This is a genomic window from Maridesulfovibrio zosterae DSM 11974, assembly GCF_000425265.1.
Lineage (GTDB): Bacteria > Desulfobacterota > Desulfovibrionia > Desulfovibrionales > Desulfovibrionaceae > Maridesulfovibrio > Maridesulfovibrio zosterae.
On the sequence record NZ_AUDC01000010.1, the window covers coordinates 345,816 to 369,780 of the forward strand.

The following is a 23,965-nucleotide window of genomic DNA, read 5'->3' on the forward strand; positions in this document are numbered from 1 at the left end:
AGAGTAATTGATTTAAGATGTCGTTTTAGGTATTTTCAAAATTCATAACCAATATGGAGAATAATAAATGACCAAACTACATGGATTTATAGAAATATCACGTGAATATCTGACTGAACTTAATGGTGAGGCTGTAATTTACAAACATGCGAAAACAGGTGGACGACTTCTATCTATAATTAACAATGATGAAAATAAAACTTTCGGAATCAGTTTTCGCACCCCTCCTGAAAACAGTACCGGTTTACCCCATATACTTGAGCACTCCGTATTGTGCGGGTCCAGAAAATACCCTGTTAAAGAACCGTTTGTTGAACTTCTTAAATGCTCATTGCAAACATTCCTCAACGCAATGACTTATCCGGATAAAACCGTATACCCTGTTGCAAGTCCCAATGAGCAGGATTTCCGCAACCTCGTCGGAGTATATCTTGACGCTGTTTTCTTTCCTAACCTTACACCGAATACTCTTATGCAGGAAGGCTGGCATTACGTTCCTGAAGATGATGGAAGTCTCAGCTATAAAGGTGTTGTTTTTAACGAAATGAAAGGGGCATATTCATCACCGGACAGCCTGCTATATGAACACACTCAGCATTCACTGTTTCCAGATACTACGTACGGCCTTGACTCAGGTGGAAATCCGGAAGTAATCCCGGACCTTACTTTTGAAGAATTCATGGAATTCCACAGCAAATACTATCATCCATCAAATGCTTATGCATTCTTTTATGGAGACGATGATCCTGAACATCGTCTTGCAATGCTGGATGAGTATTTCTGCCAGTTTGATAAAATTGATCCGCAATCTGAAATAGCCATGCAACCCCCCTTTGATAAGCCTATAGCGCTTGAAAAAAGATACGCTGCTTCTGATGAAGGTGGTCAAAAGGCTATGGTTACAGTAAACTTCGGAATAGAGCAGGATCGAGATGCGATGTCTGATCTTGAACTTAACGTACTGGAAGAGATACTTATCGGTCTGCCATCCTCTCCGCTACGTAAAGCATTGAATGATTCGGGTATGGGTGAAGATCTTGCAGGTGTAGGACTTGAAAATGAACTCCGCCAGCTATACTTCTCCACGGGTCTCAAAGGCATAGATAAGGAAGATGCACAAAAAGTTGAAGAACTTATCTTTGCAACTTTAAAAGAGCTTGCTGCCCAAGGTGTCGCGCAAGAAGATATTGATGCAGCAGTTAATACCATTGAATTTCATCTGCGTGAAAACAATACCGGATCATACCCCCGTGGTCTTTCTGTTATGATCAGTGCAATGACCTCATGGCTCTATGATGGACACCCTCTTGAGTACATTCGCTATGAAAAACCGCTGGAAGATATCAAAGCTAAAATTGAAAAAGGTGAGAAAATTTTTGAATCCCTGATTGAAAAAATCTTCTTAAATAATAATTATCGTACAAGTGTACTGATGGTCCCAGATAGTGAAGTAGGTCCAGCCAGTGAGGCTCGCGAAAAGGATAAACTGGAAAAAGCTCGTAGCGCAATGGATGATCAGGAATATGCTGCAGCAGTCAGCAAGGCCAGAGAACTTCAGGAAGAACAGGAAGCGCCGGACTCACCTGAAGATTTGGATACAATCCCGCGCCTGCAAATTTCAGATCTCGATAAACATGGAAAAGAAATAGTTTGCGAAGAAAAAGAACAATTACTTTTCCATGATATAGACACCAACGGAATCACATATCTAGACCTCGCATTTGATTTTGCAGGTCTTGAGGATAGATTGATCCCATACCTGCCCATATTTGGACGGGCATTGACCCAGACAGGAACCCAATCTACAGACTTTGTCACCATGACCAGACGCATGGCTGCCAAAACAGGTGGAATATCACCTACCACAATTGTTTCAGCCCATCATGCCTCTGAAGAAACCTGCACCCGCTTTGTACTGCGAGGCAAAGCAACAGCTGAACGGACAACTGATCTGCTGGATATCATCAGTGAACTTCTACTTGAGGCTTCACTTGATAATAAAGATCGTATCCGCCAGATTGTACTCGAAGCCAAAGCACGCAAAGAACAATCACTCATCCCTTCCGGTCATATCATCGCGGCAACACGCATGAAAGCACGCTTCAACGAAGCTGGATTCATCAATGAACTTATGAACGGTATCACAGGACTTGAATTCCTGCGCAACCTTGCAGAGCGTGTTGACAATGATTTTGAATCTGTAGTTGCTGACCTTGAAACAATAAGATCGGTAATACTTAATCAGGCAAACCTGCTTTCTAATGTCACTCTTGATGGAAAATCATTTGGGAATATTGAAACAGCTATCGCTGATATGGTGGGCAACCTTCCTGCTGGAACCCACAGCAAAGCGACACGTAACATGCATTCCTTTTCAAAAGCAGAAGGACTCTGCATCCCGGCTCAGGTCAACTATGTTGCCAAGGGTGCAAATGTCTTTGAGCACGGCTACCAATATTCAGGAGCTGCTCATGTTATCAGTCGTTATCTGCGTACCGGATACCTGTGGGATAAAGTACGCGTGCAAGGCGGAGCCTATGGATCATTTTCAATGTTCGACCGTACTTCCGGCAGCCTGAGCTTTGTTTCATATCGTGACCCGAATCTGAACCGTACTATCCAGACTTATGATGGTGTCGGCGAATACCTGAACAGTATCGAAGTAAACAATGATGAGCTGGAAAAAGCTGTTCTGGGTGGAATAGGCGAAATTGACGACTACATGCTTCCAGATGCCAAAGGTTATACCTCAATGGTACGCTATCTCTGCGGAGAAGATGCTAAATTCAGACAGTCCATCCGTGAGCAGGTACTCAGCTGCAGTGAGCATGATTTCCGTAACTTTGCAGAGGCAGCCAAAACTGTTGCAAAACATGGCGATATTGTAGTCCTCGGCAGTAAAAAAGCTATGCAGGAATCAGGACGAGAATTTGATCTGGTTGATGTTCTGTAATGAGAAACTAGTTAAAATTAAAAACCCCGGGCATACAAATGTCCGGGGTTTTAGCATAAGCTTCCTTACGCAAAGGGATTGGTGTAATTAAAACTACACGTAATCCCCCCTGTTAAATTTAATCTGTTCGGTCACTGCCATGACTTCTAATTCACTGACAATTGAACCCAGTTCGGGATTCTCGCTTGCTACGCCGGGCCAGTCTTTCTTGAGTGAATCAACACCACCTTGAATACCTTCAAGAGTACTGTATGCCTGCTTCAGACCGCCTTCAGAAGCGGTACCTACCTGCTGTGCGTAATTCTCAAAATCTCCGAAAAGTTTTTCAACTTTGCCTACAAATTCACCTTCACTGACCTGCGCACTTTGCACTGGAGCAGTCTGCTGCACCTGCAGCATGGGGTTCATGGCATGAAGACCAGGCACTGGAGGTGCTGCAACAGACTTATTTTTTTCGCCCTGCTGCACTTCCTGATTAAGAAATTCTCCAAATGCCGCCCCGTCAACCTTCTTTGCCTTATTACTTTGCTGCTGTTGCTGCTGTTGTAAGGCTTCAATCTGTTCAGGACTTATCTTCATATTTTACTCCTCAGCCTTTGGTTTCACGGCATATCATGCAATGACCTTGCCAAAGTCTAGACTTTAAAGCAATAGACTGAAATAATTGTCATTATACTAAAAACAAGGTCGGAAAAAAATTCCTTAATTAACCATAAAGAAAAATAAAATAGAATTTTTTTCCACCTGTACAATAAATCATAAGAAAATGCTTGTCCATGCTATCTAGTTTGGGATAATATTTGATATAAGAGTAGTTAAATACGCTTTTTCAATACACAACTTTGAAATAAGGAGGATAATATGGTTGATATAAAAAAGATTTTGTGTGCAGTTGACTTTTCCGAGCACAGCCCTGTTGTTGCTGACTATGCAAGTACACTTGCAAAGAAGATGGGGGCCGAGATCATGTGCCTGTATGTTGCTCCTTCGTTGGACCAGTATGTAGGGTTTCATGTACCACCCAGCTCAATCGAAAACTTTGTAGGTGAAATAGTTACAGGTGCCGACTCATCGATGGAAAGCTTCATTGATGACAATTTCAAAGATGTAAGTGTAAGCGGTAAGGTTGTTACTGGATATGCTGCTGAAGAAATACTCAGCATTGCAAAAAACGAAAACACAGATCTGATTGTAATGGGAACTCATGGCCGTGCAGGTATTGATCGCATTCTATTCGGTTCTGTCGCTGAAAAGGTAGTCAAGGCTGCCAACTGCCCTGTTCTGACCGTGAGACCTACCTAAAAAAGACTCAGGCTTGCCCCCTGGCTTAAAGAGTCCTCCACTTCAATATGAAGTGGAGGACTTACTTTTGCATATTAGTATTTAAGTCAAACCAGTTATAAATCACCTATTCTTATAAGAGCTTTTTGACAAATCCCATATTCCCAACTACTAAATTTGCTGCAACCCCGATAAATTCAGAATGAAACTATTCAAATGCCCCTCGGGGAAATTCACCACCATAAGAGGATCACAGCATGTCCGCCATCAAAGTCCGTCCTGATGTGATGGAAACTAAGCCCTATGTTCCGGGACTTACCATCGAGGAAATAAAAGAAAAATACGGTCTGGATACCGTTATTAAACTTGCCAGCAACGAAAACCCCCTTGGTGCATCTCCAATTGCTCAAAAAGCCATTATTAGCCATGCACCATATATTTTCCGCTATCCTCAGAACGGCAATCCCCGCTTGAATAAAGCAATTGCAAAGCGCATTGGAGTTGATGAAAAATGTATCATCAGCGGTAACGGATCGGACGAGGTTATTGACCTTCTCCTGCGCGTCAAAGCTCAGCCGGGGCAGGATGAAGTGCTGACTTACGAATCATGCTTCAGCATGTACAGACTTATGTCCAGACTATGTGGTATCAGTTTCAGACAGGTCCCCCGCGATGCCGGTCATAAGCAGCCGCTCAAAGCTCTTGCTGCTGCGGTAACAGATAAAACAGCAATTGTTTTTATAACTACACCGGATAATCCTACAGGTCTGGCTGTTCCAGCCCGTGAACTGCGTGAAATCGCATCATTAATTCCTGCACAGACCATTTTGGCAATTGATGAAGCATACATTGATTTTGCTACTCCGGCGAAAGAATATGACATGCTTTCAATGCTGAATGAATTTCCCAATATCGTATTACTGCGCACATTTTCCAAAGCATACGGTCTGGCTGGAATGCGCATAGGTTACGGTATCATGAGCCCAGAACTTGCTGATTATATCAGCCGATCCCGCGCTCCATTCACCGTAAGCATTCTTGCTGAAGAAGCTGCTGTTGCTGTGCTTAGTGACGAAGCATTCTATCAGAAAACACTTGATGTAGTGCAGCGCGGAAGGAAATTATTCACAGACGAGCTTAGAGCAATAGGCTGTGAAGTCCTTGATTCTCAAGCTAATTTCATTATGTTCAAACCAACACGTAATGCAGCTGAAGTCTTTGATGAACTTCTCAAACGAGGAATTATCGTACGCCCTCTAAAAAGTTTCGGTCTTGCCGACTACATCAGAGTTAATATGGGCACTGACTATGAAAATAAAATTTTTCTAAAAACACTTAAGGAGCTGCTTTAATGTCTGCGCCTTTTATTATTACTCTCGACGGTCCAGCAGGTGTGGGCAAATCAACTCTTGCCAGGCGTCTAGCTGATCATTTTGAAATTGCCTACCTTGATACCGGAGCCATGTTCAGAGCTACAGCATGGAAACTTGGCAAAGGAGCATGGGACTGGAAAAATGAAACTATTGAAGCCGCTTTGCAAAATCTTGAATTCACCCTTTCCGGCAGCGGAAGCAATTCGACTTTAAGTCTCAACGGAATCGCACTTACAAATGAAATCCGTACAGAGAATGTCGGCATGTGGGCTTCAAATATGGCCAAAATCACTGCGGTAAGAAATTTTCAGAAAACAGCACAGCGAAATATCGGAACAACTACATCATTGGTTGCTGAAGGCCGGGACATGGGTACAGTCATTTTCACGCAAGCTCCCTGTAAATTCTTTCTTGATGCTGACCTTAAAGAACGTGCCCGCAGACGTTTCAACCAGCTCGAAGAAATGGGAAAACCTGCCGAACTGGATGAACTTATTGAACAGATTAAAGCCAGAGATGATCAGGACCGCAATCGCAAAGTTGCACCGTTAAAACCTGCCGAAGACGCAATAATTGTCGATACAACCAAGCTTGATATCAACGGGGTTTTTGAACGTCTTGTTTCAGAAACAGAAAAAAAGCATTTATAAAAATATTTTTAATACTCAATGTATCTGGCCGCTTGGAAGAATAACCCAGCGGCCATGTTTTTTGTAACCCGATGTTCACTTGACATTAAACCACCTGCAACTACCTACTTAAATCATGAACTATCAAATAGCCAAAGCGGAGCATTCCGTTAAATTGTCTTCTGTTTTAAAAGAAATCTTTCCAGAACCGATGGCACCAATTGCAACGGTTTTCAACGATGAACTGGCTGCTTCTTTCTACAATGCAGACTCAACCAGACTGGCTCACATGCGTCAGGCCTGCCGTACAGCCAAAAGAATAGTCTCACAAATGAACTATGACAAAGAGCTTTCTGACAAGATCATCATTGCAGCACTTTTTCATGACATAGGCTACTCAGAAAAGCTCGCGAAAACAGGTTTTCATCCACTTGATGGGGCAGCATATCTGGCCCACTGCGGTGCTCCTGAAGATGTAATAGAAGCAGTGTTGTGGCATTCCAGCACCCCCCTTGAGATTCAAAATCTACCTGAAATTAAAGTGTACTACGATAAATTCCCTGTGCCGGACTTAGAAAATATTCTTATACGCACGGTATGTTATTGTGACTTCAGGACATCTCCGCTGGGCGAATCATTTTCTTTCGGTCAGCGTATTGTTGAACTTAAAAATAGATTCGGCACTGGAAGTATTGCTCCGGCAATCGCCAAAAAAACTCTCCCAGCCGCAAGAAAGGATCAGGATTATTTGGCCAGAAATATCACCCAGAATCGTAATGCCCCGTTGCCATGGATTTTCTGCGATATTGATGGAACCCTTATTGAGCCGGGCAATATAATTGATGAGATTTCAGCTAATGCTATTGAGAGATTCAGAAGTGCCGGTGGAAAATTTTCTCTGGTTACAGGAAAGCACCTGATCAGCATACCTGAACTGATAGAAATTGTGGGCAGTGAAAATGCTCACGCCGGAGTCAACGGCTCGTTGATTAACCGTAGCGGAGATCTTTCTCTCCACGGAACAACCATCGCACAATGCAAGTCAATTGAAGAAACATTGCTTGAAGCTGGAATCCATTATGCAACCTATGTCACAGACGGAATTTGGACCAGGTCAGACCTTCTTAAAGCTGAGTTAGATGCTTTTACACTTGTGGGTGAGACACTTCCCCAAAAAGGCCTTACACCTGAAAAAAAAGGTGTAATCAAAGTATTAACCTTCTCACACCGCAATAAAATTGAACAATGTAAATTTGTACGTAAGCTTGCAGAGAAGCATGGCCTTAGCTGCGTACGAACAGCAGAAGAATTTCTTGAAATAGGGCCGGCAAAACATGGTAAACACTCTGCTGCAATGCAGATTATGAAAGAAATAGGCTGGCCGGATCTCAATAGCATTGCAATTGGAGACAGCGAAAATGATCTGACTATGTTCGGTCATGCAGGACTGAGTGCCGCTGTGGCCAATGCAGCTCCCGAAGTTCTCCCTGCTGCGGACTTACATATCCCTTCATGTCAGGACCATGGGGTTGCAAAACTGCTGGATGAACTTGTCGAATCATCTAAAGACGGTTACTGGTCTATCCCCCGAAAATGGCTGGTGCAGCATTAAATCTTTTACTTAATTTAGTTATGCATTTGGCATACCTGAAAAAGATTCTTTTATCAAAAAAAAGCCCCGAAATATCAATTTCGGGGCTTTAACTTATTCTTAAAAACAGAATTTAGGAAGTCAATCCGTGAATGGAATCACGTACCCAGAATTGCATATCAAAATTTTTGGTAATATCTTCTTTAATTTTGTTTAGTGCAGCTTTTTCCATATCGTGAATACGAATAAAAACTTGCCGCATATTATCCTGTTCCGGCTCATAAGAGGTCAGAATGGACATGACACGGGCGTTGCTTGCTTTCAGGTATTCCAGAACTTCATTCAGTGAACCGGGATCGTTTGAAAGGGTAAGCCCTATCTGTATGCCACCATCCATGACGCCGGTGATCTGAATGAGCACCTTGAAAACATCAGTATCGGTGATGATACCAACGCATTTGTTATCAGCATCTACAACCGGTATGCCGCCAATATTTTTACTTTCCATCAAAACGGCAGCTTTCTCAACAGTATCTTCAACAGTCACAGTAATGACCTTGCGGGACATTATATCTTTTACCTTAATTTCAGAGAGCAGGTAATACAGCTCATGCATATCAAGTGTAGTAGCTTTTGAAGGTGAGGCTTCTTTAATATCACGATCAGAGATAATACCAACCAGTACGCCTTCATCATCAACAATAGGCAACCGGTGTATATCATTATCCTTCATAAGCTTGGCAGCTTTCATCATGGAACGATCATGAGTAAGAGTAATGACTTTTTCTGTCATCCAGTTCTTGACGAGCATATGGAACCTCCTGAAATTAGGCTGCCTGTGATGGCCTTGCCTTTAGTGTTTATATTAACAGACCTGTTTAAATAATCTAATTTATGTTCGTTTGGTGTTCAAACTCTTTATTTTCCTACTTATAGGATTATATAATCTAATCTCTATGGTCAATCTTCGCGAGAATAAAAATCACTCGGATAACATAATATGGTCAGAATATTATTCTATCTGTTAAAATACTACATTTTTGAAGGTTATAGTTTACGATTTACGTATAAAAAGACCTCTCGCAAGATCTGGGTTTTCAGACCGAAGCACAGCCTGTGTACCGGAATGAACAGTGTCTCGATATTCTCCGTTTGGAGCTTCGAAGCTGTAAGCTCCATGCTCCAAAACAGGACGCTTAAGACCGGGAAGGATTATTTCAACGTTAGAGTCGTCCTCCCAACGTGATTTCACTGAAACCAGCCAGCTATCTATTCCTTTGCGTTCAAGTATTCTGGCAACAACAGGTTTGCGCTCTTCTGCAGATGGGGGCTGTGCAATAACACTCGGCCCTGACCCCTTAAAAAAGGCAGTGGTTAACGGACGTGTAGCGGTATTGGTAAGTTCTGCCATAGCTGTTTCTGGAAGAGACCTGCCCTGCTTGGCGGTATCAATAACTGTGCGATATACATCAGCTACCTGTGCAATATAGGAAGAACTTTTAGTCCGCCCTTCAATTTTAAGAGAAGAAATACCAAGCTTCGTCAGCATACGCACATAATGAACAAGGCAGAGATCTTCAGCGGCAAAAAATTCAGTATGTCCATCATGCTCTACAGCTTCCCATACATCCTGCCCGGGACGAGTCTTTTCTTCTACCCGCATCCCTGTAGCCTTATATTCAAACCGGCATGGATGGGTGCAACGCCCCATGTTGGCAGAACGATCATTAAGCCAAGCACTTAGCATACAGCGTCCCGAAATAGCCATGCACATGGCTCCATGAACAAACATCTCAAGTTCCATATCCGGACATTTGGAAGCAATATCAGCAACATCAGCAGCAGAAAGTTCTCTGGCCAGATTAACTCTTACCGCTCCGAAATTTTTCCAGAACTTCGCTGCTTCACTATTCCCGGTGTTAGCCTGAGTACTGATATGCACTGGAACTTCAGGGAGATATTCAGAAGCAAGCATCAGAACTCCCGGATCGGCAATAATTAATCCGTCCGGAGGACAAGCAGCCAGTTTCTCAAGATCAGCGCGAACCATATCGAGACTCTTTTCTTTAGGATAGGCGTTGATACAAAAGTAAGCCTGAACATTATTGTTCCGAGTGAGTTCAAAAGCAGTAGAAAGCTCTTCCCACTGAAAGCCGGCTCCACCAGAACGAAGATTTAAACCACCGGCGCCAAGATAAACAGCATCAGCACCATATATTACAGCGGTTTCTAGTTTTTCCATGTTCCCGGCAGGACAAAGCAATTCCGGCATTTCGCGCAAAATAGGTCTGGAATATTCGGGATTGTCAGATTTATTTTCAGTAATAGTTTTATTCATAATTATGTTGGGCAAAAAATTAAATTTTGAGTCCCTTGGACTGCCTGAAGGATTTAAGATCGTCAAGCACGCTATGGTGGACAAAAAGTTTTCCCATACCTTTTCCAAGGCTTATATCAGGCTTCACGTAACCGTGAAAATCAGATCCGCCACTTGCGAGCAGATCATATTTTCGAGCCAGTTTCTTGCAAAACCCGACCATCTCAATAGAATGAGAGCTGTAGTACACCTCTATTCCTTCAAGGCCAAGCTGTTTAAGCCTTCCTACCTCACTGTCCAGCACCACTTCATCAGAGCTGATCAGATAAGGGTGGGCCAATATAGGGGTTGCATCGGTTGAACGTAACAGCTCAAAAGCCTGACTAGCTGAGATGTTATCCTTTGGAATATAAGCCTTACCATTTTTTCCCAGATATTTTTTGAAAGCTTCTTCAAAATTATCAACAAGACCCTTGGCAACCATTATTCGAGCCATATGCGGCCTGCCGATCGTTCCGGTTGCCTGCTCCTGAACATCTTCCATAGAAATATCCAGACCAAGTTTCTGCAAATTTGAAATCATGCCCTCATTGCGGGCGATGCGTCTGTTTCGAACTTCTTTAAAGGCTTTCTTCAAAACTTCAGAGTACGGATTAACCCAAAGTCCCACGATATGAAGGACTCCGACATCTGTCGCCACACTGAGTTCGCAACCCGGAATAACCTCAACCCCGCATTTAACTCCGGCTTCCATGGCCGCGGGAAGCCCTGCCATCGTGTCATGGTCAGTAATAGCAATGGCTGCAAGCCCGGATTCTTTCGCGGCTTTAACAAGCTCAACAGGATTAAGAGTTCCATCAGATGCAGTGGAATGTGTATGAAGATCAATTGCGGGCATATCATTCTCCAGAAAAAAGATGTTCTTGTATATATAATCATCTTTCCCAAAGTGGAAACTACGGGGTTGAGGAATTTGTTTTCTATAGTTATAGGATAGTGATCAGTCGATGTGCAAGGAGTACCTTCTATGACTCTCAATAAAGAATTAGTTGAAATTCTGGTCTGCCCTAAATGTAAGGGTGAACTTGATCTTCTAAGTGGTGAAACCGGACTTAAATGCGCTGCGTGTAACGTTATATATCCGGTGAAAGATGAGATTCCCATTATGCTCGTGGATGAGGCAATCCCGGCAGATAAATGGGAAAAAAATTAGACTTTATAATATTATTAAACAAAGCGGATTTTAAACCATAAAGGTTTGCCGCGCACACAAGGAGTTTCCATGTCCCAAGCCAAAGACGGTGACAAAATCCGAGTTCACTACGCCGGTTCACTCGAAGACGGTACAGAATTTGATTCCTCTTATAAAAGGGGAGAACCTCTTGAGATTGTTCTCGGTCAGGGAATGTTGATTAAGGGTTTTGAAAATGCTGTCGTAGGTCTCGCAGTAGGAGAAAAAGTAAAGGCTACAATCAGCCCTGAAGAAGGATACGGTCCTTACCACGAAGAGCACACCTTTGAAGTTGACCGCAACCAGATTCCACCCGAGATCAATCCAGAAGTGGGCATGATGCTTCAGGTTAATACCGACCAGGGTGTTACCAACGTTACTATCAAATCTGTAACCGATGAGCAGGTTGTTCTCGACGGAAACCACCCTCTCGCCGGTCAGACCATGATTTTTGAGATTGAACTGGTTGAAATTCTTTAGTTCATGATTCCAAGAAAGACTCACCTCTTTCTTGAAAAGAAAAATCATCTACTCCCCTGCAAGATTATCTTGCAGGGGAGTTTTTTATTGTAAAACAGAAAATTAACTAAAAAATGACTTAAATTTCATCAAAAGAATATTTACGAATTATTGACAACTCAAATTGAATATATATTTTTTAACAAACAAAATAATGCAGGAGGTTTTATATGGTCATCGATTTTGGTTCTTTCTATAATTTCCCATATGAATTTGATAAAATATTTCATGATGTCTTTAATCCTCATCATTATAGAAGGGGAAAAGCTTCATATCCACCTCTCAACATAGGTGAAGATGAAAACAAAATTTTTATCAGGGCAGAGGTTCCAGGAATTAGCATTGATGATGTTGAAATAACAATTACTGCTAAGGATCTTGTAATAAAAGGTGAACGTAAATTACCTGAAGGACGCTATTTCAGACAGGAAAGGCCTTCAGGAATCTTTCAAAGAATTGTTTCCATCAATACACCAGTAGACGCAAACAACGTAACGGCCTCAATTAAAGATGGGATTTTAACTATCGTTCTACCTAAATCAGAGGCTTCAAGACCTAAAAAAGTCGATATTGCAATTGGATAAGGGAGGTTTAGTATGAGTATTGAATATCAGAATGATGAGACAAAACTTGAAAAATTCAGCCCGTCAACCGACATCGTAGAAAGTGAACATGGTTTTTTCATGTACATGGACTTACCCGGAGTTTGCCGTGAGGCACTTACAATTGATCTCGATGAAAACACTCTGATAATATCCGCAAAATCAGCAACAACACTGGCTGATGATGAAAAATATATTGACCAAGAGTTTTCTGATGGTGAGTACAGTCGCAGATTTACTATTGCAGACGTTGTTGATCGTGAAAATATTAAAGCAAATTTGAAAGACGGAGTTCTGGAACTTTTTCTGCCTAAGAAGCAGGAAGTCAAACCCCGCAAAATTGAAATTACAAGCGGTTAATTTTATTAACGTCGCTTTTAAATCAGGAAAGTCCCTGAATTCAGGGTCTTTCCTGATTTCCAATCATAAAAAACTCAGTGCTACTTAACACCTTTTTCATTTAAGAACTCTCCCAACTTTTTATCAGTTTTCAGGATATGTTCACGCAGCCAGTCTGCAAGATATTTAAAAATTTTGACAGGCTCTACTCCACTGGCGCTGCTATCCAGAATATTATTAGAAGAAGCAGCCTTGATCATAAAATCATTATGCTGAAGCTTGTGCTCATTTGAAAAAGGGTAATCATATTGGAGCATCATTTTTTCTTCAGTTGCAAAGTGGATCATTGCATATCTGCGCATCTCATCCACCAGCTCAATCATAACCTTTTCTTCTTCCATATTTTCAACAGAATCATAAGCCCTGTTAATCATAGCAAGAAGTTGCTTATGCTCATCATCAATACTCCTGACCCCTACAGAATATCCGTCTTTCCATGATAAAATAGGCATAATCACTCCTTAAATTTGATACAGCGTATATATTCCAGTCCACCAATTCAAGAAAATTAAATGAAAGAAATACCGACATGCTGCGATACAATGAACTCTACAGCAACTAGTAATATTTTTAACGGGATTATATTTGCCCGCTAATAGCGTTTCTGGTAAACGGCATTAAACCCAATGAAGGAGGAATATCAGTAATGAAAAATATTAAAATATTTATGGTTGCAGCTCTTTTTTGTGCTGCTTTTTTTGCCGGAACATTTGCTAATGCAGAAAATTCCAAAGTTTTTGTTAAACTTCAGACAAATAAGGGGAACATAGTACTTGAACTTGATAAAGCAAAAGCCCCTATAACCGTTGCCAACTTTTTACAATATGTAAATGAAGGCCATTATGATGGAACAATTTTTCATCGTGTTATTGATGGCTTTATGATTCAAGGTGGTAACTTTGATATAAATATGCAGAAACGCCCCACTCACCCAGAGATTGAAAATGAAGCCCGCAACGGACTATATAACGATAAATATACTATTGCCATGGCCCGCACTGACGATCCTCATTCTGCGTCAGATCAATTCTTTATAAATACTAAGGATAACAACTTCCTTAATTTCAAAGCTCCAAGAGGAGCTGAATGGGGATATGCTGTCTTCGGGAAAGTCATCGGCGGTAAAAAAGTTGTTGATAAAATCGGAAAATCAGTAACTTTCAATAAAGGCGGCTATAGCGACGTACCGGTTAAGCCTATAATCATAATCAAAGCAGAAGAAGTTAAACAATAATCTTTATTTTTAACTCTTTAATTCCAAAAAGATAAAACCCCGTTTCAGAAAATTCCGAAACGGGGTTTATTTTATTCAGACTTAAAGAATGATGCGTTATGCACAGCACTTTTTATATTTTTTGCCACTGCCGCATGGACAGGGGTCATTGCGTCCTACTTTTTTATCTTTTTTAATTGGCATCGGGGGTACAATATCGCCGTCCACGTACAGCCAATTTCCATCTCTTTTTTCAAAGCGACTTGCTTCATGATGGGTGTGGATTGCACCCTGCTGCCTGAATTTGGCGATGAACTCCACATCACCGGTTTCGTCTTCGGGCTGGCCTTTGGAAGTTGAAACAATAGTCAGACCGAGCCATGTGGATGTTTCAGCCCAAGTTTTAACCTGTGCTTCATCATAATCATGCTTGCTTTCAGGAGCTAAGGTATCTCCAAGATATGCAACCTGCTGAACTGCAAACGCAGTGTAGCGGGAACGCATGAGTGCTTCAGCAGTAGGTGCAGGCTCTTTTCCAGTGATGTAAGGCTCACAGCAATTTTCATATGTATTGCCGCTGCCGCAGGGACATTCATTCATGTTTCTAGACTCCAAATAAGTTTTATCGTGCCCTTAACGCTTTAAAAGCTACGGCCTAGTGATTGCCGCAGGACTCGTGATCATCGCATACAACGGCTGAGTCGGAAAGTGTTCCGGCTGCCCACTGTGCAACTGTTTCTTTCAATTCACCACCGCATCCGCGGATAACCTGAATACCGCTGTTCTGCAAGAGATTCACAGCGCCCTGTCCCATGTTACCGGCCAGCATCACGCTGACACCTTTTTCTGCAAGAACTGGAACAATATTGGATTTACATCCGCAACCGGGGGGAGGGGTGAGTTTTTCTTCATCAATAATATTCTTAGATTCATCCAATGTGTAAATAGTGAACGCTTCACAATGTCCGAAGTGTCCGTCAACCTGCCCGTCTCTTGAGGGAAGTGCAATTTTCATTTAATAACTCCTTAAAAAATATAAGAACGATGCAGACCCATTGCACCGGACCTAAGACTAACGTACGCCATATACGCGATTAAAAAACAGAACAATCCAACCGAAAGCTATGATAAGTATCACATCCACATTGTCCATACCCGAAAATGAAATAAGTTTCATCACCAGCCGCAGCTCAGGCCCCGGTGGTCAACATGTAAACAAGACATCATCTAAAGTGACTCTTGTATTTAATATTCAGGATTCACAGAATCTTACTGAATTTCAAAAAAAAAGAATTACAGGTCGCTTGAAAAATAGAATCAATTCCAGAGGCGAGTTACAACTTTCCTGTGAAGAGCACCGCAGCCAGTTCCGAAATAAAGAAACGGTTCTGGAACGGTTCGCAAATGTTCTTGCAGAGGCTCTTAAACCGGTCAGGCAGAGACATAAAACCAGAGTGCCACTTTCATCTAAAAGAAAAAGAGTCAATGGAAAGAAAAAACGATCAGATGTAAAAAAGAATCGATCAAAACCCGAATATTAAAGTTTCATAAAAAAGGTAGATACCGGAGAAAATAACCGGTATCTACCCTCTCTAAAAACATTTCATAAAACAAGTAATCCTGCCCGGATAAACTACTTGGTTTGCAAAAGCCTTTCTCCAGCCTCAACAGAACTGGTCACCCATACATTACCGCCGATTATAGAGCCTTCACCGATAGTAACCCGTCCAAGAATAGTTGCTCCAGAATAGACAATCACATTATCTTCCACAATTGGATGGCGTGCAATGCCCTTGATCAGGTTGCCTGAATCATCCTGCGGAAAGCTTTTCGCCCCAAGAGTTACCCCCTGATACAGGCGGACATTTTTGCCTATAATACAGGTTTCACCAATTACGGTTCCAGTACCATGATCGATGAAAAAATGTTCTCCTATCTGCGCACCGGGGTGAATATCAATTCCAGTTTTGGAGTGAGCCATTTCTCCGATAATACGCGGAATCAGATCAACCTTTAACTTATAAAGCTCGTGAGCTATACGGTGATGTGTAAGAGCGGTGATGCTAGGGTAGCAGAAAATTGTTTCTCCCGGACTTTTGGATGCAGGATCACCAATATACGCGGCTTGAACATCCGTTGCCAGCAGACGACGCATTTCAGGCAGTGAAGCCATAAATTCGGAAGCGACAAGCTTGGCATTATCTTCACAGTCAGTGCAGGTAAGTTCATCTGATTTACAGAAAAAACAATGACCACGCAAAATCTGTTCTACAAGTATACGGTAGGCAACATCAAGATTGCCACCGATATGATAGCGCATAGTCTCCGGACGAATCTCTGAGTTGCCAAAATAACCGGGAAAAAGGACTGCCTGCAAACGTTCAACCAACTCACCAAGAGACTCAAGTGAAGGCATTGGTCTGTCATGTTCAGGCATATGGTATACTGATTGATATGACTCTTTCTCACAAAGGGCTTCCACTACTTCCGCCAACAAAGGACTGCCTATCTTGCTAACCATTATACTTATCCTTAATCCTTGAAAAGTGCAGTACTCAAATAACGCTCCCCTGTATCGGGAACAATAAATACCACCAGCTTATCTTTATTTTCTTCACGTTTTGCAACTTCAATTGCCGCACAGGCTGCTGCTCCGGCAGATATTCCGCACAAAATACCCTCTTCCTGAATAAGTCTGCGCGCCATTGCCAGAGATTCTTCATCCGCAACTTTATAAACTTCATCAATAATCTCTGTTTCAAGGACATCAGGCACAAAACCTGCGCCAATTCCTTGAATACCATGCGGGCCGGCACTTCCACCGGAAAGAACAGGAGACTTTGCAGGTTCAACTGCAATCACCTTTATTTCAGAATTACGTTTCTTCAGCTCCTCACCTACACCGGTAATTGTTCCACCGGTGCCGACACCTGCAATAAAAATGTCTATCTTACCGTCTGTGTCTTCCCATATTTCATTAACGGTGTAGTTACGATGTGCGAGCGGATTATCAGTATTAGCAAACTGCATAGGTAAAAAAACGGAGTGATCATTTTCCGCTATCTCTTTCGCTTTATTAACTGCACCGGTCATACCCTTCGCGGCAGGAGTAAGCACCAATTCAGCCCCAAAACCTTTGAGTAGATCCTTGCGTTCCTGGCTCATTGATTCAGGCATGGTTAAAATGAGTTTATACCCTTTGACCGCACAGACAAAAGCCAACCCGATTCCGGTATTACCGCTTGTAGGTTCTACAATGGTAGCACCGGCCTGAATAGCTCCCCTCTTCTCGGCCTCCTCAATCATAGAAACACCGATACGGTCTTTTACAGAAGAACAAGGATTAAAAAATTCAAGCTTGGCAACGACCTGAGCCTTACAGCCTTCGCTGACCTTATTCAACCTGACCAGTGGGGTCCCCCCCACCAAAGAAATCATAGAATTATGAATTTTCATTTATTTACCTCCGGCAGATCTGTGAAGACCAAAGTATAAGGAAAACAATCCTGAAATGCTTTAGTCAGAAAGGGAATATTCCAGCGAAAGACAATCTACAAAGAATTGGTCTACGCTTTTACCCCCACTTAATAAAGTGAGTCTGAATTGCTAATTCCCAATAAAAAATAAGGACGGGAATTTATTATTAATAATATCCCGTCCATTAAAAGCAACTAGTTGCCGATAATCTTAATTAATAAGATCTAATGGGCGTGACTGTCAGCCCAGTCCAAACCTTCATCACCACGACGAAACGGAGACATCTGACGCAACCTGCTGATGACAGGGGGGAGTTCCTTAAGCACGATGTCTATATCCGCATCAGTGTTGTATACAGATAATGAAAAACGTAATGAGCCGTGGGCATAAGTAAACGGTACTCCCATGGCTCTCAAAACATGTGAAGGTTCAAGGGATCCGGAAGTACAGGCAGATCCGGAACTGGCACAGATACCGAACTGGTCAAGCATGAGCAGCATGGCCTCGCCTTCAATAAACTTGAAAGCAATAGAGAGGGTATTGGGAAGCCTCTGTTCCGTGTCTCCGTTGATAATGGAATCCGGAATAGCGGACATAAGCCCTTTTCCAAGGCGATCACGCAGAGCCCGTACACGGGTGTTCTCCTCCTCAATATGCTTTACAGCAAGCTCCATTGCAGTTCCAAGGCCTACAATACCTGAAAGATTCTCAGTACCTCCCCTGCGACCGCTTTCCTGATGTCCTCCGAGCATAAATGGACGAAAAGGAGTATTGCGGCGCAAAAACATTACACCTACTCCCTTGGGGGCATGAATCTTGTGTCCGGATAGAGCAAGATAATCAACGGGCAGTTTCTTGAGATCAATGGGTATTTTACCTACAGCTTGTACTGCATCGGTATGAAAAAGAACATTATGCTCCTTGGCTATGTCCACCATCTCTTCAATGGGAGAAATTACTCCTGACTCATTATTTGCATACATTACAGACACAAGAGCGGTATCGGGCCTGATCGCTGCCCGGTACTGCTCAAGATCAAAATGTCCCTTGGAATCAACACCGAGGTAAGTAACTGCGTAGCCCTTGCGTTCATAGTGCTTGGCAACATTAAGTACTGCTGGATGTTCTACACGGGTGGTAATAATATGCCTCTTCTCAGGCTGAGATTCGAGAGCTGAGAAAATAGAAGTATTATCACTCTCGGTTCCGCAAGAGGTAAAAATAATTTCATCAGGATCACACCCGAGTCCGGCGGCAACCTTTTCACGGGCCTGAGACAGGTACAATCCTGAACGGCCTCCAAGTCCATGCATAGAAGAAGGATTACCATACTCTTCGCCCAGTAAAGGCAACATAGCTTCTCGCACCTCAGGTGCTACCATAGTTGTGGCATTGTTATCGAGGTAAACAGAATTCATGCTAGGCCTCCCGCACAGTTATAGCTTCTTCAACAGTTTCCTTAAGTCTGCGTTCAACAAACCCCTTAAGAGTATGCCCGCTGGAAGGACAACCGACACACGATCCGCGCAAAGAAACAATAACCTCAGTACCTTCAATGTCGATAAGTTCGATATCCCCGCCGTCCTTGTGGAGAGATGGACGAATTTCTTCTTCAATAGTCTTGGTTACAAGCTGAAACCGCTTGAGATTTGTCAGCTTAGCAGGCTTTTCCTGAACAGAAGCAGGTTCAGCAATCTTTCCAGTGCGAACTTCAGTAATAATCTCCTGAATACGGCCATGACACTCTTCACAACCTCCTCCAGCCTTGGTGAAGTTGGTAACTTCATCAAGAGTAGTCAGATTATTTTCAAGAACGGCACGCTTAATCTGTAGATCAGTTACGCCAAAACACTTACAGACTATTTCCCCCTCAGGCGCAGGGGCAGCATCAAGGCCACGATACTTACGGATAGCATCCTCAAGAGCTTCCTGTCCCATGACGGAACAGTGCATCTTTTCCTTCGGCAAACCACCAAGGGCCTCAGCAATCTCCTTATTAGAAACGTTTTCAGCTTCCTCTATTGTCATGCCTTTGATCATTTCAGTTAGGATGGAACTCGATGCGATCGCGCTTGCACATCCAAAAGTTTGAAACTTCGCATCTTCAATACGTCCATCCTCATCAATCTTGAGGAACAAACGCAAGGCATCCCCGCAGGATAAGGACCCTACTTCGCCCACAGCATCAGCGTTTTCGATAGTTCCTGCATTCTTAGGGTCCAAAAAATGTTCTCTTACCTTATCTGTATATTCCCACATAATATCCTCCGCATCCCCGTGGAGGGGGTGAACTTGATTTTAATTACGGCCCAATATCAAGACCATGTTTATTATTAAAATATACGCACTTCTCATATATTGTGAAGAAAAATTACTTTTTAATATGGTCAGCACTTAATTTTCATACCTTTTTAGTATGATTTATTTTACGCTCAAAGCCATTCTTCTGCAAGAATTATATACCTGCACAGTATTATTTAGGTCCTATAAGCAAATTTTCAAGGGGTATGGCATTAAAAAGATTCTTTTTAATGCCATACCCAACAAAAATCCTGTTCTTCTATACAGCGGCATATGTCTGTGCCTGAAGCTTACCGGTAAGCACATCCTGGCCACCCCGCCCCATGACTTCCATCTCTTCAAGACCTGTAACAACGTGAACTGGAGCAATAAACCCAACAAGATCATCAACAGCACGAACTAACATATTACTTCTTGCAAGCCCCCCGGTAAGGATGATTGCACCAATTGGACTTTTGGATTTATCCCCTTTCATAAGAGCTGGAATGAAAGAGCATATATACTTGCTGATATTGTAGGTAAGTGCATCAAAAACAAATTTAGCTTCCTTATCACCATTCTTTATACGGGATTCAACCTCCCGCAAATCATTTGTCCCAAGCAAAGCGAGCAAACCGCAACCGGAAGTTATGGTCTTACGCATTTCCGCAAATGAATATGTGCCAGCTTCAATCAGATCAAGGACAGGAAGAATAGGCAAGGTACCTGATCTCTCTGGACTGAACGGCCCCTCCCCATCAAGAGCATTTGTAACATCAATGATTTTCCCATTACGATGTGCACCTATGGACATGCCCCCCCCCATGTGAGTGACAATAAATTTACTCTTATCGTAATCTACGCCGAGTTTTTCAGCCACACTCCGAGCAACACCTCGCTGGCTCAAGGCATGAAAAGCAGTGCGTCTTTTGATTTCAGGCAGCCCCGTCACCTTTGCAACAGGGTCCATCTCATCCGTAACAACGGGGTCCATAATCATGGATGGAACGCCCCATTTTCCCGCAAGTTCACTGGCAATGATCGCACCTAGATTGCAGGCATGCGCTCCGTATCTTGAACTGCCAAGATCGGATATCATATCACTGTTTATAGAATACGGACCTCCTGGAATAGGTCTCAGCAAGCCACCACGCCCGACAATCATGTCCGGCAACTTCTGCTTAATCTCACCTTTAATCAGATCCAATACAGCAGCAATGCGGAAATCCTTCTGATCCATTACAGTTGAATATGCATCTATACTTTCCCGCGAATGACTCAGTTCAGCGTCAAAACATATTTTATCATTACTGAAAATTGCAACCTTAGTGGAAGTAGCCCCGGGATTAATTATTAAAATTCTGAAAGCCATTAACTATCTCCATAAAAACTGTTCAAAACTTCCCCGACATTATGTGCTAAAAAGCAAAAAAACTAAAGTCTGCTATACTCTCTGTACCTGCTGCTGAAACTGGCATATAATTTACCGTGTCTGTTTGATGGAAAAGAGCTTAAAACTCTACATTTAAAATCTATTATAATGCTTTCTTTACACGTTGCTATAAACCAAATAACAAACAGTATTGCAAATCGATAAACAACAGAACAGGCGGTTCTTTATGACATTAAAAGTTGTTCCTATAAATACTCTCACAGCTACCCGCAGAAAAATACTTCACGCTGCTTACAAGTGTGCAGCAAAATATGGATTCAACAAACTGAATATAGACGAAATTGCATTGAAAGCAGGCGTTTCACGTAAAATACTTTACAGTTACTTCAACGGGCTTGAAAATATGATGGCAGAACTGGGAGGATCAGGTATTTACTGGCCTACCACAGAAGAGTTGCTTGCAAATGCCCCTTCAGAATTTCCAGATATAGAACCTGAAAAACAGGTCGGGGCTTTTTTTATCGCCCTTCGTCGAACTCTTGAAACAAGACCGGATACTCTGCGTCTGCTGACATGGGAAATGCTGGAACGGGGTCCAGTTTCAGATGAACTGGAGGACGTTAGAGTCAGAACGGCTCTGGAGTTCTTCGAACACATGAACCAGGATGTTCCCGATGATGTAGACCTTGCCGCAGCCGTTGCTCTGCTTGGAGGAGGTATTTCCTATCTTGCCATCCGATCACTTAATACTAAAACATTTGGCGGAGTAAGCTTGCAAGATGAAGTCGGTTGGAACCGTATGGAAAAAGCGATGCATCAAATGCTGCGCGGCCTTCTCTACCATGACGGTGAATAGCTCTAGCGACGCAGCCTGAAAAACATTACCAGAGGCGATGATACAACCATAATCAGCATAGCAGGCTCAGATGGTAAAACCTGCTGCACTCCTATGCATACACCAAGCACAATAAGAAACCATGGCAACCAGCCCTCAACATACACCTGTCCAATGGGTCCAAAAACAAGACAGAGAAGACAACCAACCCAAAGTTCTCCTGGTTTTGTTCTGCGCAACCTTAGTCCAAGCCAGATAGGAAAAACAGTAGCCCCCACCACTAAAATCAAAGCAATGATTTCATTAAAACCCAAATTAGTCACAAGACTCCCCCAAAATACGTTTTTGTTGCCAAATCCAGCAGATCAATATCAACGCAGGTTTTCTACAAATGACAGGATCAAGATTAATATAATATTATCTCCAACTATATACAACATAAAGAAACTCTCCCACGCTTCACATCAAAGAAACAGCATTTGACCCATTGATCAAAGAATATTAAAACATCTGCCAAGCGGGCAACTATAAAACCTAAACTGTGCCAGCGAGGGGACATGAAAGGTAAAAACAAAAAAGACGCAATCTTATATGCTGCGCAAGAGACATTTGGTCGATATGGCTATGCAGGTACCACTGTAAAAATGATCTCTGAACGCGCAGGAGTGGCTTTCGGACTGGTTTCACATTACTTCGGCAGCAAAGAAGAACTGTTTGTCACAGCCGGAGTTGCTCTGGTTGATGATCTTATGGAATACTTGAACGAAGAAATGCGAAGAGCAAAATCGGGAATTGAAGGGATACAACTTTTCATGAAAAGTTATCTCAGCTACACCTTGCAACATCGTAATACCTTCCCAGTTCTGTTACGTTGCTCTCCATTTTCCGATGTGCAAATAGACATGGACCGCACTAAAATATCAATAAAGTTCCAACAACTACTGAATATAATCAGAGAATGTGTAGAACGAGGAATTGAAGACGGTTCTATCAGAGATATATCGATTGATGATACTACTACAATTGTCTATTCAAATATTGTCGGTACAGTCAGAACTCGTTTCCTCTCTCCATATGATTTACCGAACCTATACGAAGAAACAACAGAATTCGTAGTCCGTAGCATTAAATCAAGAGATTAAAAATCTTTTTTATTCAAAACCGTCCGAATCACTCTGAACGGTTTTGAATATAAATAACTGCACTTAACACTTTTTACATCTTCCATCCTGTCTATATGAAAGTAAAAATCAAGCATCTGGTGTTTAAATCTGGAATAACTTTATTGATCCTGCTTACTATGGTCTCAGTACTGTCTGTTTCCCAAAAAGCACAAGCCCATCCACATGTATTTGTTGACTGCTCACTTACCTTTGAATTTGATGCAGATGGATTAAAAGGGATACGCCAGAAATGGTGGTTTGATGAAATGTTTGCAACTATGATTCTTGGTGACTTTGACCAGAATCACGACAATATACTCACCCCGCAGGAAGCGAAAGAATTGGAACAAGGTGCTTTTATCAATCTGAAGAACTTTGACTATTTCACACACATATACGTAGATGGATTGCCTATCAAATCCGTCGATGCCACTGAGTTTAAACCTACAATTGAAGACTCAACCCTTGTTTACAATTTTTTTGTTCCCCTTAAAATTTCCAAAGATAAACGCAAGCATGTCGCAATGGTCGCCATCTATGATGAAAGCTTTTACACTTCTTTTCAGATGGATCCCAAAAATAAACTTGCGAACCAGCCAGCCGGTTATACTACCACCCTCAATCTGGAACCTGTACCTGATATGGCCTACTTTCATAGCCAAATTATCCCGGAAGCAGTTATATTCACCATGCTCCCCCAATAAGAAAC

General features: G+C 42.3%; 27 protein-coding genes. 14 read left to right on the forward strand and 13 right to left on the reverse strand.

Translation table 11 applies throughout. From position 1 onward, the window contains the following. The first annotated feature begins 67 nt into the window (after positions 1 to 67). A complete protein-coding gene (locus H589_RS0102280; RefSeq protein ID WP_027720526.1) occupies positions 68 to 2,953 on the forward strand; it encodes an insulinase family protein in 2,886 nt (961 codons plus the stop codon). Between the two features lie 93 nt (positions 2,954 to 3,046). On the opposite strand, the gene H589_RS0102285 is transcribed toward H589_RS0102280, so the two are convergent. Then, complete coding sequence (locus tag H589_RS0102285; RefSeq protein WP_027720527.1) at positions 3,047 to 3,532, reverse strand: hypothetical protein; 486 nt, start codon at positions 3,530 to 3,532, stop codon at positions 3,047 to 3,049. 282 nt (positions 3,533 to 3,814) lie between these two features. Between H589_RS0102285 and H589_RS0102290 the strand changes: the two genes are divergently transcribed. The 4 genes from H589_RS0102290 to H589_RS0102305 all read left to right on the forward strand — a co-directional run bounded on the left by H589_RS0102290 (position 3,815) and on the right by H589_RS0102305 (position 7,848). Further along, the gene (locus H589_RS0102290; RefSeq protein ID WP_027720528.1) at positions 3,815 to 4,255 is read left to right on the forward strand and encodes a universal stress protein; all 441 of its coding nucleotides are present in this window, start codon (positions 3,815 to 3,817) and stop codon (positions 4,253 to 4,255) included. A 236-nt stretch (positions 4,256 to 4,491) separates the two neighbouring features. Further along, positions 4,492 to 5,586: a histidinol-phosphate transaminase gene (gene hisC, locus H589_RS0102295; RefSeq protein ID WP_027720529.1), complete on the forward strand. Its 1,095-nt coding sequence runs from the start codon at positions 4,492 to 4,494 to the stop codon at positions 5,584 to 5,586. Further along, positions 5,586 to 6,257 (forward strand): (d)CMP kinase, encoded by a 672-nt coding sequence (gene cmk / locus H589_RS0102300; RefSeq protein ID WP_027720530.1) that lies wholly within the window; start codon positions 5,586 to 5,588, stop codon positions 6,255 to 6,257. The genes hisC and cmk overlap by 1 nt, the downstream gene beginning before the upstream one ends. Positions 6,258 to 6,411: 154 nt before the next feature. Beyond that, entirely contained in the window at positions 6,412 to 7,848 is a 1,437-nt protein-coding gene (locus H589_RS0102305; protein WP_245577025.1) for an HAD-IIB family hydrolase, read from the forward strand. Between the two features lie 112 nt (positions 7,849 to 7,960). On the opposite strand, the gene H589_RS0102310 is transcribed toward H589_RS0102305, so the two are convergent. From H589_RS0102310 to H589_RS0102320, 3 genes are all read right to left on the reverse strand, one after another. Next, a complete protein-coding gene (locus H589_RS0102310) occupies positions 7,961 to 8,638 on the reverse strand; it encodes a CBS and ACT domain-containing protein (protein ID WP_027720532.1) in 678 nt (225 codons plus the stop codon). A gap of 243 nt (positions 8,639 to 8,881) precedes the next feature. Beyond that, positions 8,882 to 10,165: a peptidase U32 family protein gene (locus H589_RS0102315; protein ID WP_051249586.1), complete on the reverse strand. Its 1,284-nt coding sequence runs from the start codon at positions 10,163 to 10,165 to the stop codon at positions 8,882 to 8,884. Positions 10,166 to 10,184: 19 nt separating this feature from the next. Then, positions 10,185 to 11,042, reverse strand: coding sequence for a PHP domain-containing protein (locus tag H589_RS0102320; protein WP_027720534.1), 858 nt, complete (start codon positions 11,040 to 11,042; stop codon positions 10,185 to 10,187). Positions 11,043 to 11,171: 129 nt separating this feature from the next. Here H589_RS0102320 and H589_RS0102325 point away from each other — a divergent pair, with 129 nt between their 5' ends. From H589_RS0102325 to H589_RS0102340, 4 genes are all read left to right on the forward strand, one after another. Beyond that, complete coding sequence (locus tag H589_RS0102325; protein WP_027720535.1) at positions 11,172 to 11,357, forward strand: Trm112 family protein; 186 nt, start codon at positions 11,172 to 11,174, stop codon at positions 11,355 to 11,357. A 69-nt stretch (positions 11,358 to 11,426) separates the two neighbouring features. After that, positions 11,427 to 11,855, forward strand: coding sequence for an FKBP-type peptidyl-prolyl cis-trans isomerase (locus H589_RS0102330; RefSeq protein WP_027720536.1), 429 nt, complete (start codon positions 11,427 to 11,429; stop codon positions 11,853 to 11,855). A 209-nt stretch (positions 11,856 to 12,064) separates the two neighbouring features. Continuing rightward, positions 12,065 to 12,478 (forward strand): Hsp20/alpha crystallin family protein, encoded by a 414-nt coding sequence (locus H589_RS0102335; RefSeq protein ID WP_027720537.1) that lies wholly within the window; start codon positions 12,065 to 12,067, stop codon positions 12,476 to 12,478. Between the two features lie 12 nt (positions 12,479 to 12,490). Beyond that, positions 12,491 to 12,856: an Hsp20/alpha crystallin family protein gene (locus H589_RS0102340; protein ID WP_027720538.1), complete on the forward strand. Its 366-nt coding sequence runs from the start codon at positions 12,491 to 12,493 to the stop codon at positions 12,854 to 12,856. An 80-nt stretch (positions 12,857 to 12,936) separates the two neighbouring features. Here the strand turns inward: H589_RS0102340 and H589_RS0102345 are convergent, their stop codons facing one another. Next, positions 12,937 to 13,347, reverse strand: a complete 411-nt coding sequence (locus tag H589_RS0102345) for a bacteriohemerythrin (RefSeq protein WP_027720539.1) — start codon at positions 13,345 to 13,347, stop codon at positions 12,937 to 12,939. A gap of 194 nt (positions 13,348 to 13,541) precedes the next feature. Between H589_RS0102345 and H589_RS0102350 the strand changes: the two genes are divergently transcribed. Further along, positions 13,542 to 14,129, forward strand: coding sequence for a peptidylprolyl isomerase (locus H589_RS0102350; protein ID WP_027720540.1), 588 nt, complete (start codon positions 13,542 to 13,544; stop codon positions 14,127 to 14,129). Positions 14,130 to 14,225: 96 nt separating this feature from the next. Here H589_RS0102350 and H589_RS0102355 read toward each other — a convergent pair whose 3' ends face one another. Further along, positions 14,226 to 14,708 (reverse strand): YchJ family protein, encoded by a 483-nt coding sequence (locus H589_RS0102355; protein ID WP_027720541.1) that lies wholly within the window; start codon positions 14,706 to 14,708, stop codon positions 14,226 to 14,228. Positions 14,709 to 14,763: 55 nt separating this feature from the next. Further along, positions 14,764 to 15,123 (reverse strand): NifB/NifX family molybdenum-iron cluster-binding protein, encoded by a 360-nt coding sequence (locus tag H589_RS0102360; protein WP_027720542.1) that lies wholly within the window; start codon positions 15,121 to 15,123, stop codon positions 14,764 to 14,766. Positions 15,124 to 15,232: 109 nt separating this feature from the next. On the opposite strand from H589_RS0102360, the gene arfB reads away from it, so the two are divergent. Further along, positions 15,233 to 15,649, forward strand: coding sequence for an alternative ribosome rescue aminoacyl-tRNA hydrolase ArfB (gene arfB, locus H589_RS0102365; RefSeq protein WP_027720543.1), 417 nt, complete (start codon positions 15,233 to 15,235; stop codon positions 15,647 to 15,649). Between the two features lie 92 nt (positions 15,650 to 15,741). Here arfB and epsC read toward each other — a convergent pair whose 3' ends face one another. From epsC to buk, 5 genes are all read right to left on the reverse strand, one after another. After that, entirely contained in the window at positions 15,742 to 16,629 is an 888-nt protein-coding gene (gene epsC, locus H589_RS0102370; RefSeq protein WP_027720544.1) for a serine O-acetyltransferase EpsC, read from the reverse strand. A gap of 11 nt (positions 16,630 to 16,640) precedes the next feature. Continuing rightward, the gene (cysK, locus tag H589_RS0102375) at positions 16,641 to 17,564 is read right to left on the reverse strand and encodes a cysteine synthase A (RefSeq protein ID WP_027720545.1); all 924 of its coding nucleotides are present in this window, start codon (positions 17,562 to 17,564) and stop codon (positions 16,641 to 16,643) included. A 245-nt stretch (positions 17,565 to 17,809) separates the two neighbouring features. Next, positions 17,810 to 19,003, reverse strand: a complete 1,194-nt coding sequence (nifS, locus tag H589_RS0102380) for a cysteine desulfurase NifS (RefSeq protein ID WP_027720546.1) — start codon at positions 19,001 to 19,003, stop codon at positions 17,810 to 17,812. A gap of 1 nt (position 19,004) precedes the next feature. After that, positions 19,005 to 19,844, reverse strand: a complete 840-nt coding sequence (nifU, locus tag H589_RS0102385; protein ID WP_027720547.1) for a Fe-S cluster assembly protein NifU — start codon at positions 19,842 to 19,844, stop codon at positions 19,005 to 19,007. Between the two features lie 301 nt (positions 19,845 to 20,145). Continuing rightward, on the reverse strand, positions 20,146 to 21,237 hold the full coding sequence (gene buk / locus H589_RS0102390; RefSeq protein WP_027720548.1) for a butyrate kinase: 1,092 nt from the start codon (positions 21,235 to 21,237) through the stop codon (positions 20,146 to 20,148). A 247-nt stretch (positions 21,238 to 21,484) separates the two neighbouring features. On the opposite strand from buk, the gene H589_RS0102395 reads away from it, so the two are divergent. Continuing rightward, positions 21,485 to 22,114 carry a TetR/AcrR family transcriptional regulator gene (locus tag H589_RS0102395; protein ID WP_027720549.1) on the forward strand — a complete coding sequence of 210 codons (630 nt, stop codon included), beginning with the start codon at positions 21,485 to 21,487 and terminating at the stop codon, positions 22,112 to 22,114. A gap of 2 nt (positions 22,115 to 22,116) precedes the next feature. Here the strand turns inward: H589_RS0102395 and H589_RS0102400 are convergent, their stop codons facing one another. After that, the gene (locus H589_RS0102400; protein WP_027720550.1) at positions 22,117 to 22,416 is read right to left on the reverse strand and encodes a hypothetical protein; all 300 of its coding nucleotides are present in this window, start codon (positions 22,414 to 22,416) and stop codon (positions 22,117 to 22,119) included. Positions 22,417 to 22,650: 234 nt separating this feature from the next. Between H589_RS0102400 and H589_RS0102405 the strand changes: the two genes are divergently transcribed. Together H589_RS0102405 and H589_RS0102410 are read left to right on the forward strand one after the other, a co-directional pair. Continuing rightward, positions 22,651 to 23,235 carry a TetR/AcrR family transcriptional regulator gene (locus H589_RS0102405; RefSeq protein ID WP_027720551.1) on the forward strand — a complete coding sequence of 195 codons (585 nt, stop codon included), beginning with the start codon at positions 22,651 to 22,653 and terminating at the stop codon, positions 23,233 to 23,235. A gap of 95 nt (positions 23,236 to 23,330) precedes the next feature. Next, entirely contained in the window at positions 23,331 to 23,960 is a 630-nt protein-coding gene (locus tag H589_RS0102410) for a DUF1007 family protein (protein WP_027720552.1), read from the forward strand. Positions 23,961 to 23,965: the final 5 nt, after the last annotated feature.

What these genes read in the sequence shown, in the direction of transcription:
- H589_RS0102280 (WP_027720526.1), top strand. Translation starts at nt 68, where the DNA reads ATGACCAAACTACATGGATTTATAGAAATATCACGTGAATATCTGACT.
- H589_RS0102285 (WP_027720527.1), bottom strand. Translation starts at nt 3,532, where the DNA reads ATGAAGATAAGTCCTGAACAGATTGAAGCCTTACAACAGCAGCAACAG.
- H589_RS0102290 (WP_027720528.1), top strand. Translation starts at nt 3,815, where the DNA reads ATGGTTGATATAAAAAAGATTTTGTGTGCAGTTGACTTTTCCGAGCAC.
- hisC (WP_027720529.1), top strand. Translation starts at nt 4,492, where the DNA reads ATGTCCGCCATCAAAGTCCGTCCTGATGTGATGGAAACTAAGCCCTAT.
- cmk (WP_027720530.1), top strand. Translation starts at nt 5,586, where the DNA reads ATGTCTGCGCCTTTTATTATTACTCTCGACGGTCCAGCAGGTGTGGGC.
- H589_RS0102310 (WP_027720532.1), bottom strand. Translation starts at nt 8,638, where the DNA reads ATGCTCGTCAAGAACTGGATGACAGAAAAAGTCATTACTCTTACTCAT.
- H589_RS0102315 (WP_051249586.1), bottom strand. Translation starts at nt 10,165, where the DNA reads ATGAATAAAACTATTACTGAAAATAAATCTGACAATCCCGAATATTCC.
- H589_RS0102320 (WP_027720534.1), bottom strand. Translation starts at nt 11,042, where the DNA reads ATGCCCGCAATTGATCTTCATACACATTCCACTGCATCTGATGGAACT.
- H589_RS0102325 (WP_027720535.1), top strand. Translation starts at nt 11,172, where the DNA reads ATGACTCTCAATAAAGAATTAGTTGAAATTCTGGTCTGCCCTAAATGT.
- H589_RS0102330 (WP_027720536.1), top strand. Translation starts at nt 11,427, where the DNA reads ATGTCCCAAGCCAAAGACGGTGACAAAATCCGAGTTCACTACGCCGGT.
- H589_RS0102335 (WP_027720537.1), top strand. Translation starts at nt 12,065, where the DNA reads ATGGTCATCGATTTTGGTTCTTTCTATAATTTCCCATATGAATTTGAT.
- H589_RS0102340 (WP_027720538.1), top strand. Translation starts at nt 12,491, where the DNA reads ATGAGTATTGAATATCAGAATGATGAGACAAAACTTGAAAAATTCAGC.
- H589_RS0102345 (WP_027720539.1), bottom strand. Translation starts at nt 13,347, where the DNA reads ATGCCTATTTTATCATGGAAAGACGGATATTCTGTAGGGGTCAGGAGT.
- H589_RS0102350 (WP_027720540.1), top strand. Translation starts at nt 13,542, where the DNA reads ATGAAAAATATTAAAATATTTATGGTTGCAGCTCTTTTTTGTGCTGCT.
- H589_RS0102355 (WP_027720541.1), bottom strand. Translation starts at nt 14,708, where the DNA reads ATGAATGAATGTCCCTGCGGCAGCGGCAATACATATGAAAATTGCTGT.
- H589_RS0102360 (WP_027720542.1), bottom strand. Translation starts at nt 15,123, where the DNA reads ATGAAAATTGCACTTCCCTCAAGAGACGGGCAGGTTGACGGACACTTC.
- arfB (WP_027720543.1), top strand. Translation starts at nt 15,233, where the DNA reads ATGATAAGTATCACATCCACATTGTCCATACCCGAAAATGAAATAAGT.
- epsC (WP_027720544.1), bottom strand. Translation starts at nt 16,629, where the DNA reads ATGGTTAGCAAGATAGGCAGTCCTTTGTTGGCGGAAGTAGTGGAAGCC.
- cysK (WP_027720545.1), bottom strand. Translation starts at nt 17,564, where the DNA reads ATGAAAATTCATAATTCTATGATTTCTTTGGTGGGGGGGACCCCACTG.
- nifS (WP_027720546.1), bottom strand. Translation starts at nt 19,003, where the DNA reads ATGAATTCTGTTTACCTCGATAACAATGCCACAACTATGGTAGCACCT.
- nifU (WP_027720547.1), bottom strand. Translation starts at nt 19,844, where the DNA reads ATGTGGGAATATACAGATAAGGTAAGAGAACATTTTTTGGACCCTAAG.
- buk (WP_027720548.1), bottom strand. Translation starts at nt 21,237, where the DNA reads ATGGCTTTCAGAATTTTAATAATTAATCCCGGGGCTACTTCCACTAAG.
- H589_RS0102395 (WP_027720549.1), top strand. Translation starts at nt 21,485, where the DNA reads ATGACATTAAAAGTTGTTCCTATAAATACTCTCACAGCTACCCGCAGA.
- H589_RS0102405 (WP_027720551.1), top strand. Translation starts at nt 22,651, where the DNA reads ATGAAAGGTAAAAACAAAAAAGACGCAATCTTATATGCTGCGCAAGAG.
- H589_RS0102410 (WP_027720552.1), top strand. Translation starts at nt 23,331, where the DNA reads ATGAAAGTAAAAATCAAGCATCTGGTGTTTAAATCTGGAATAACTTTA.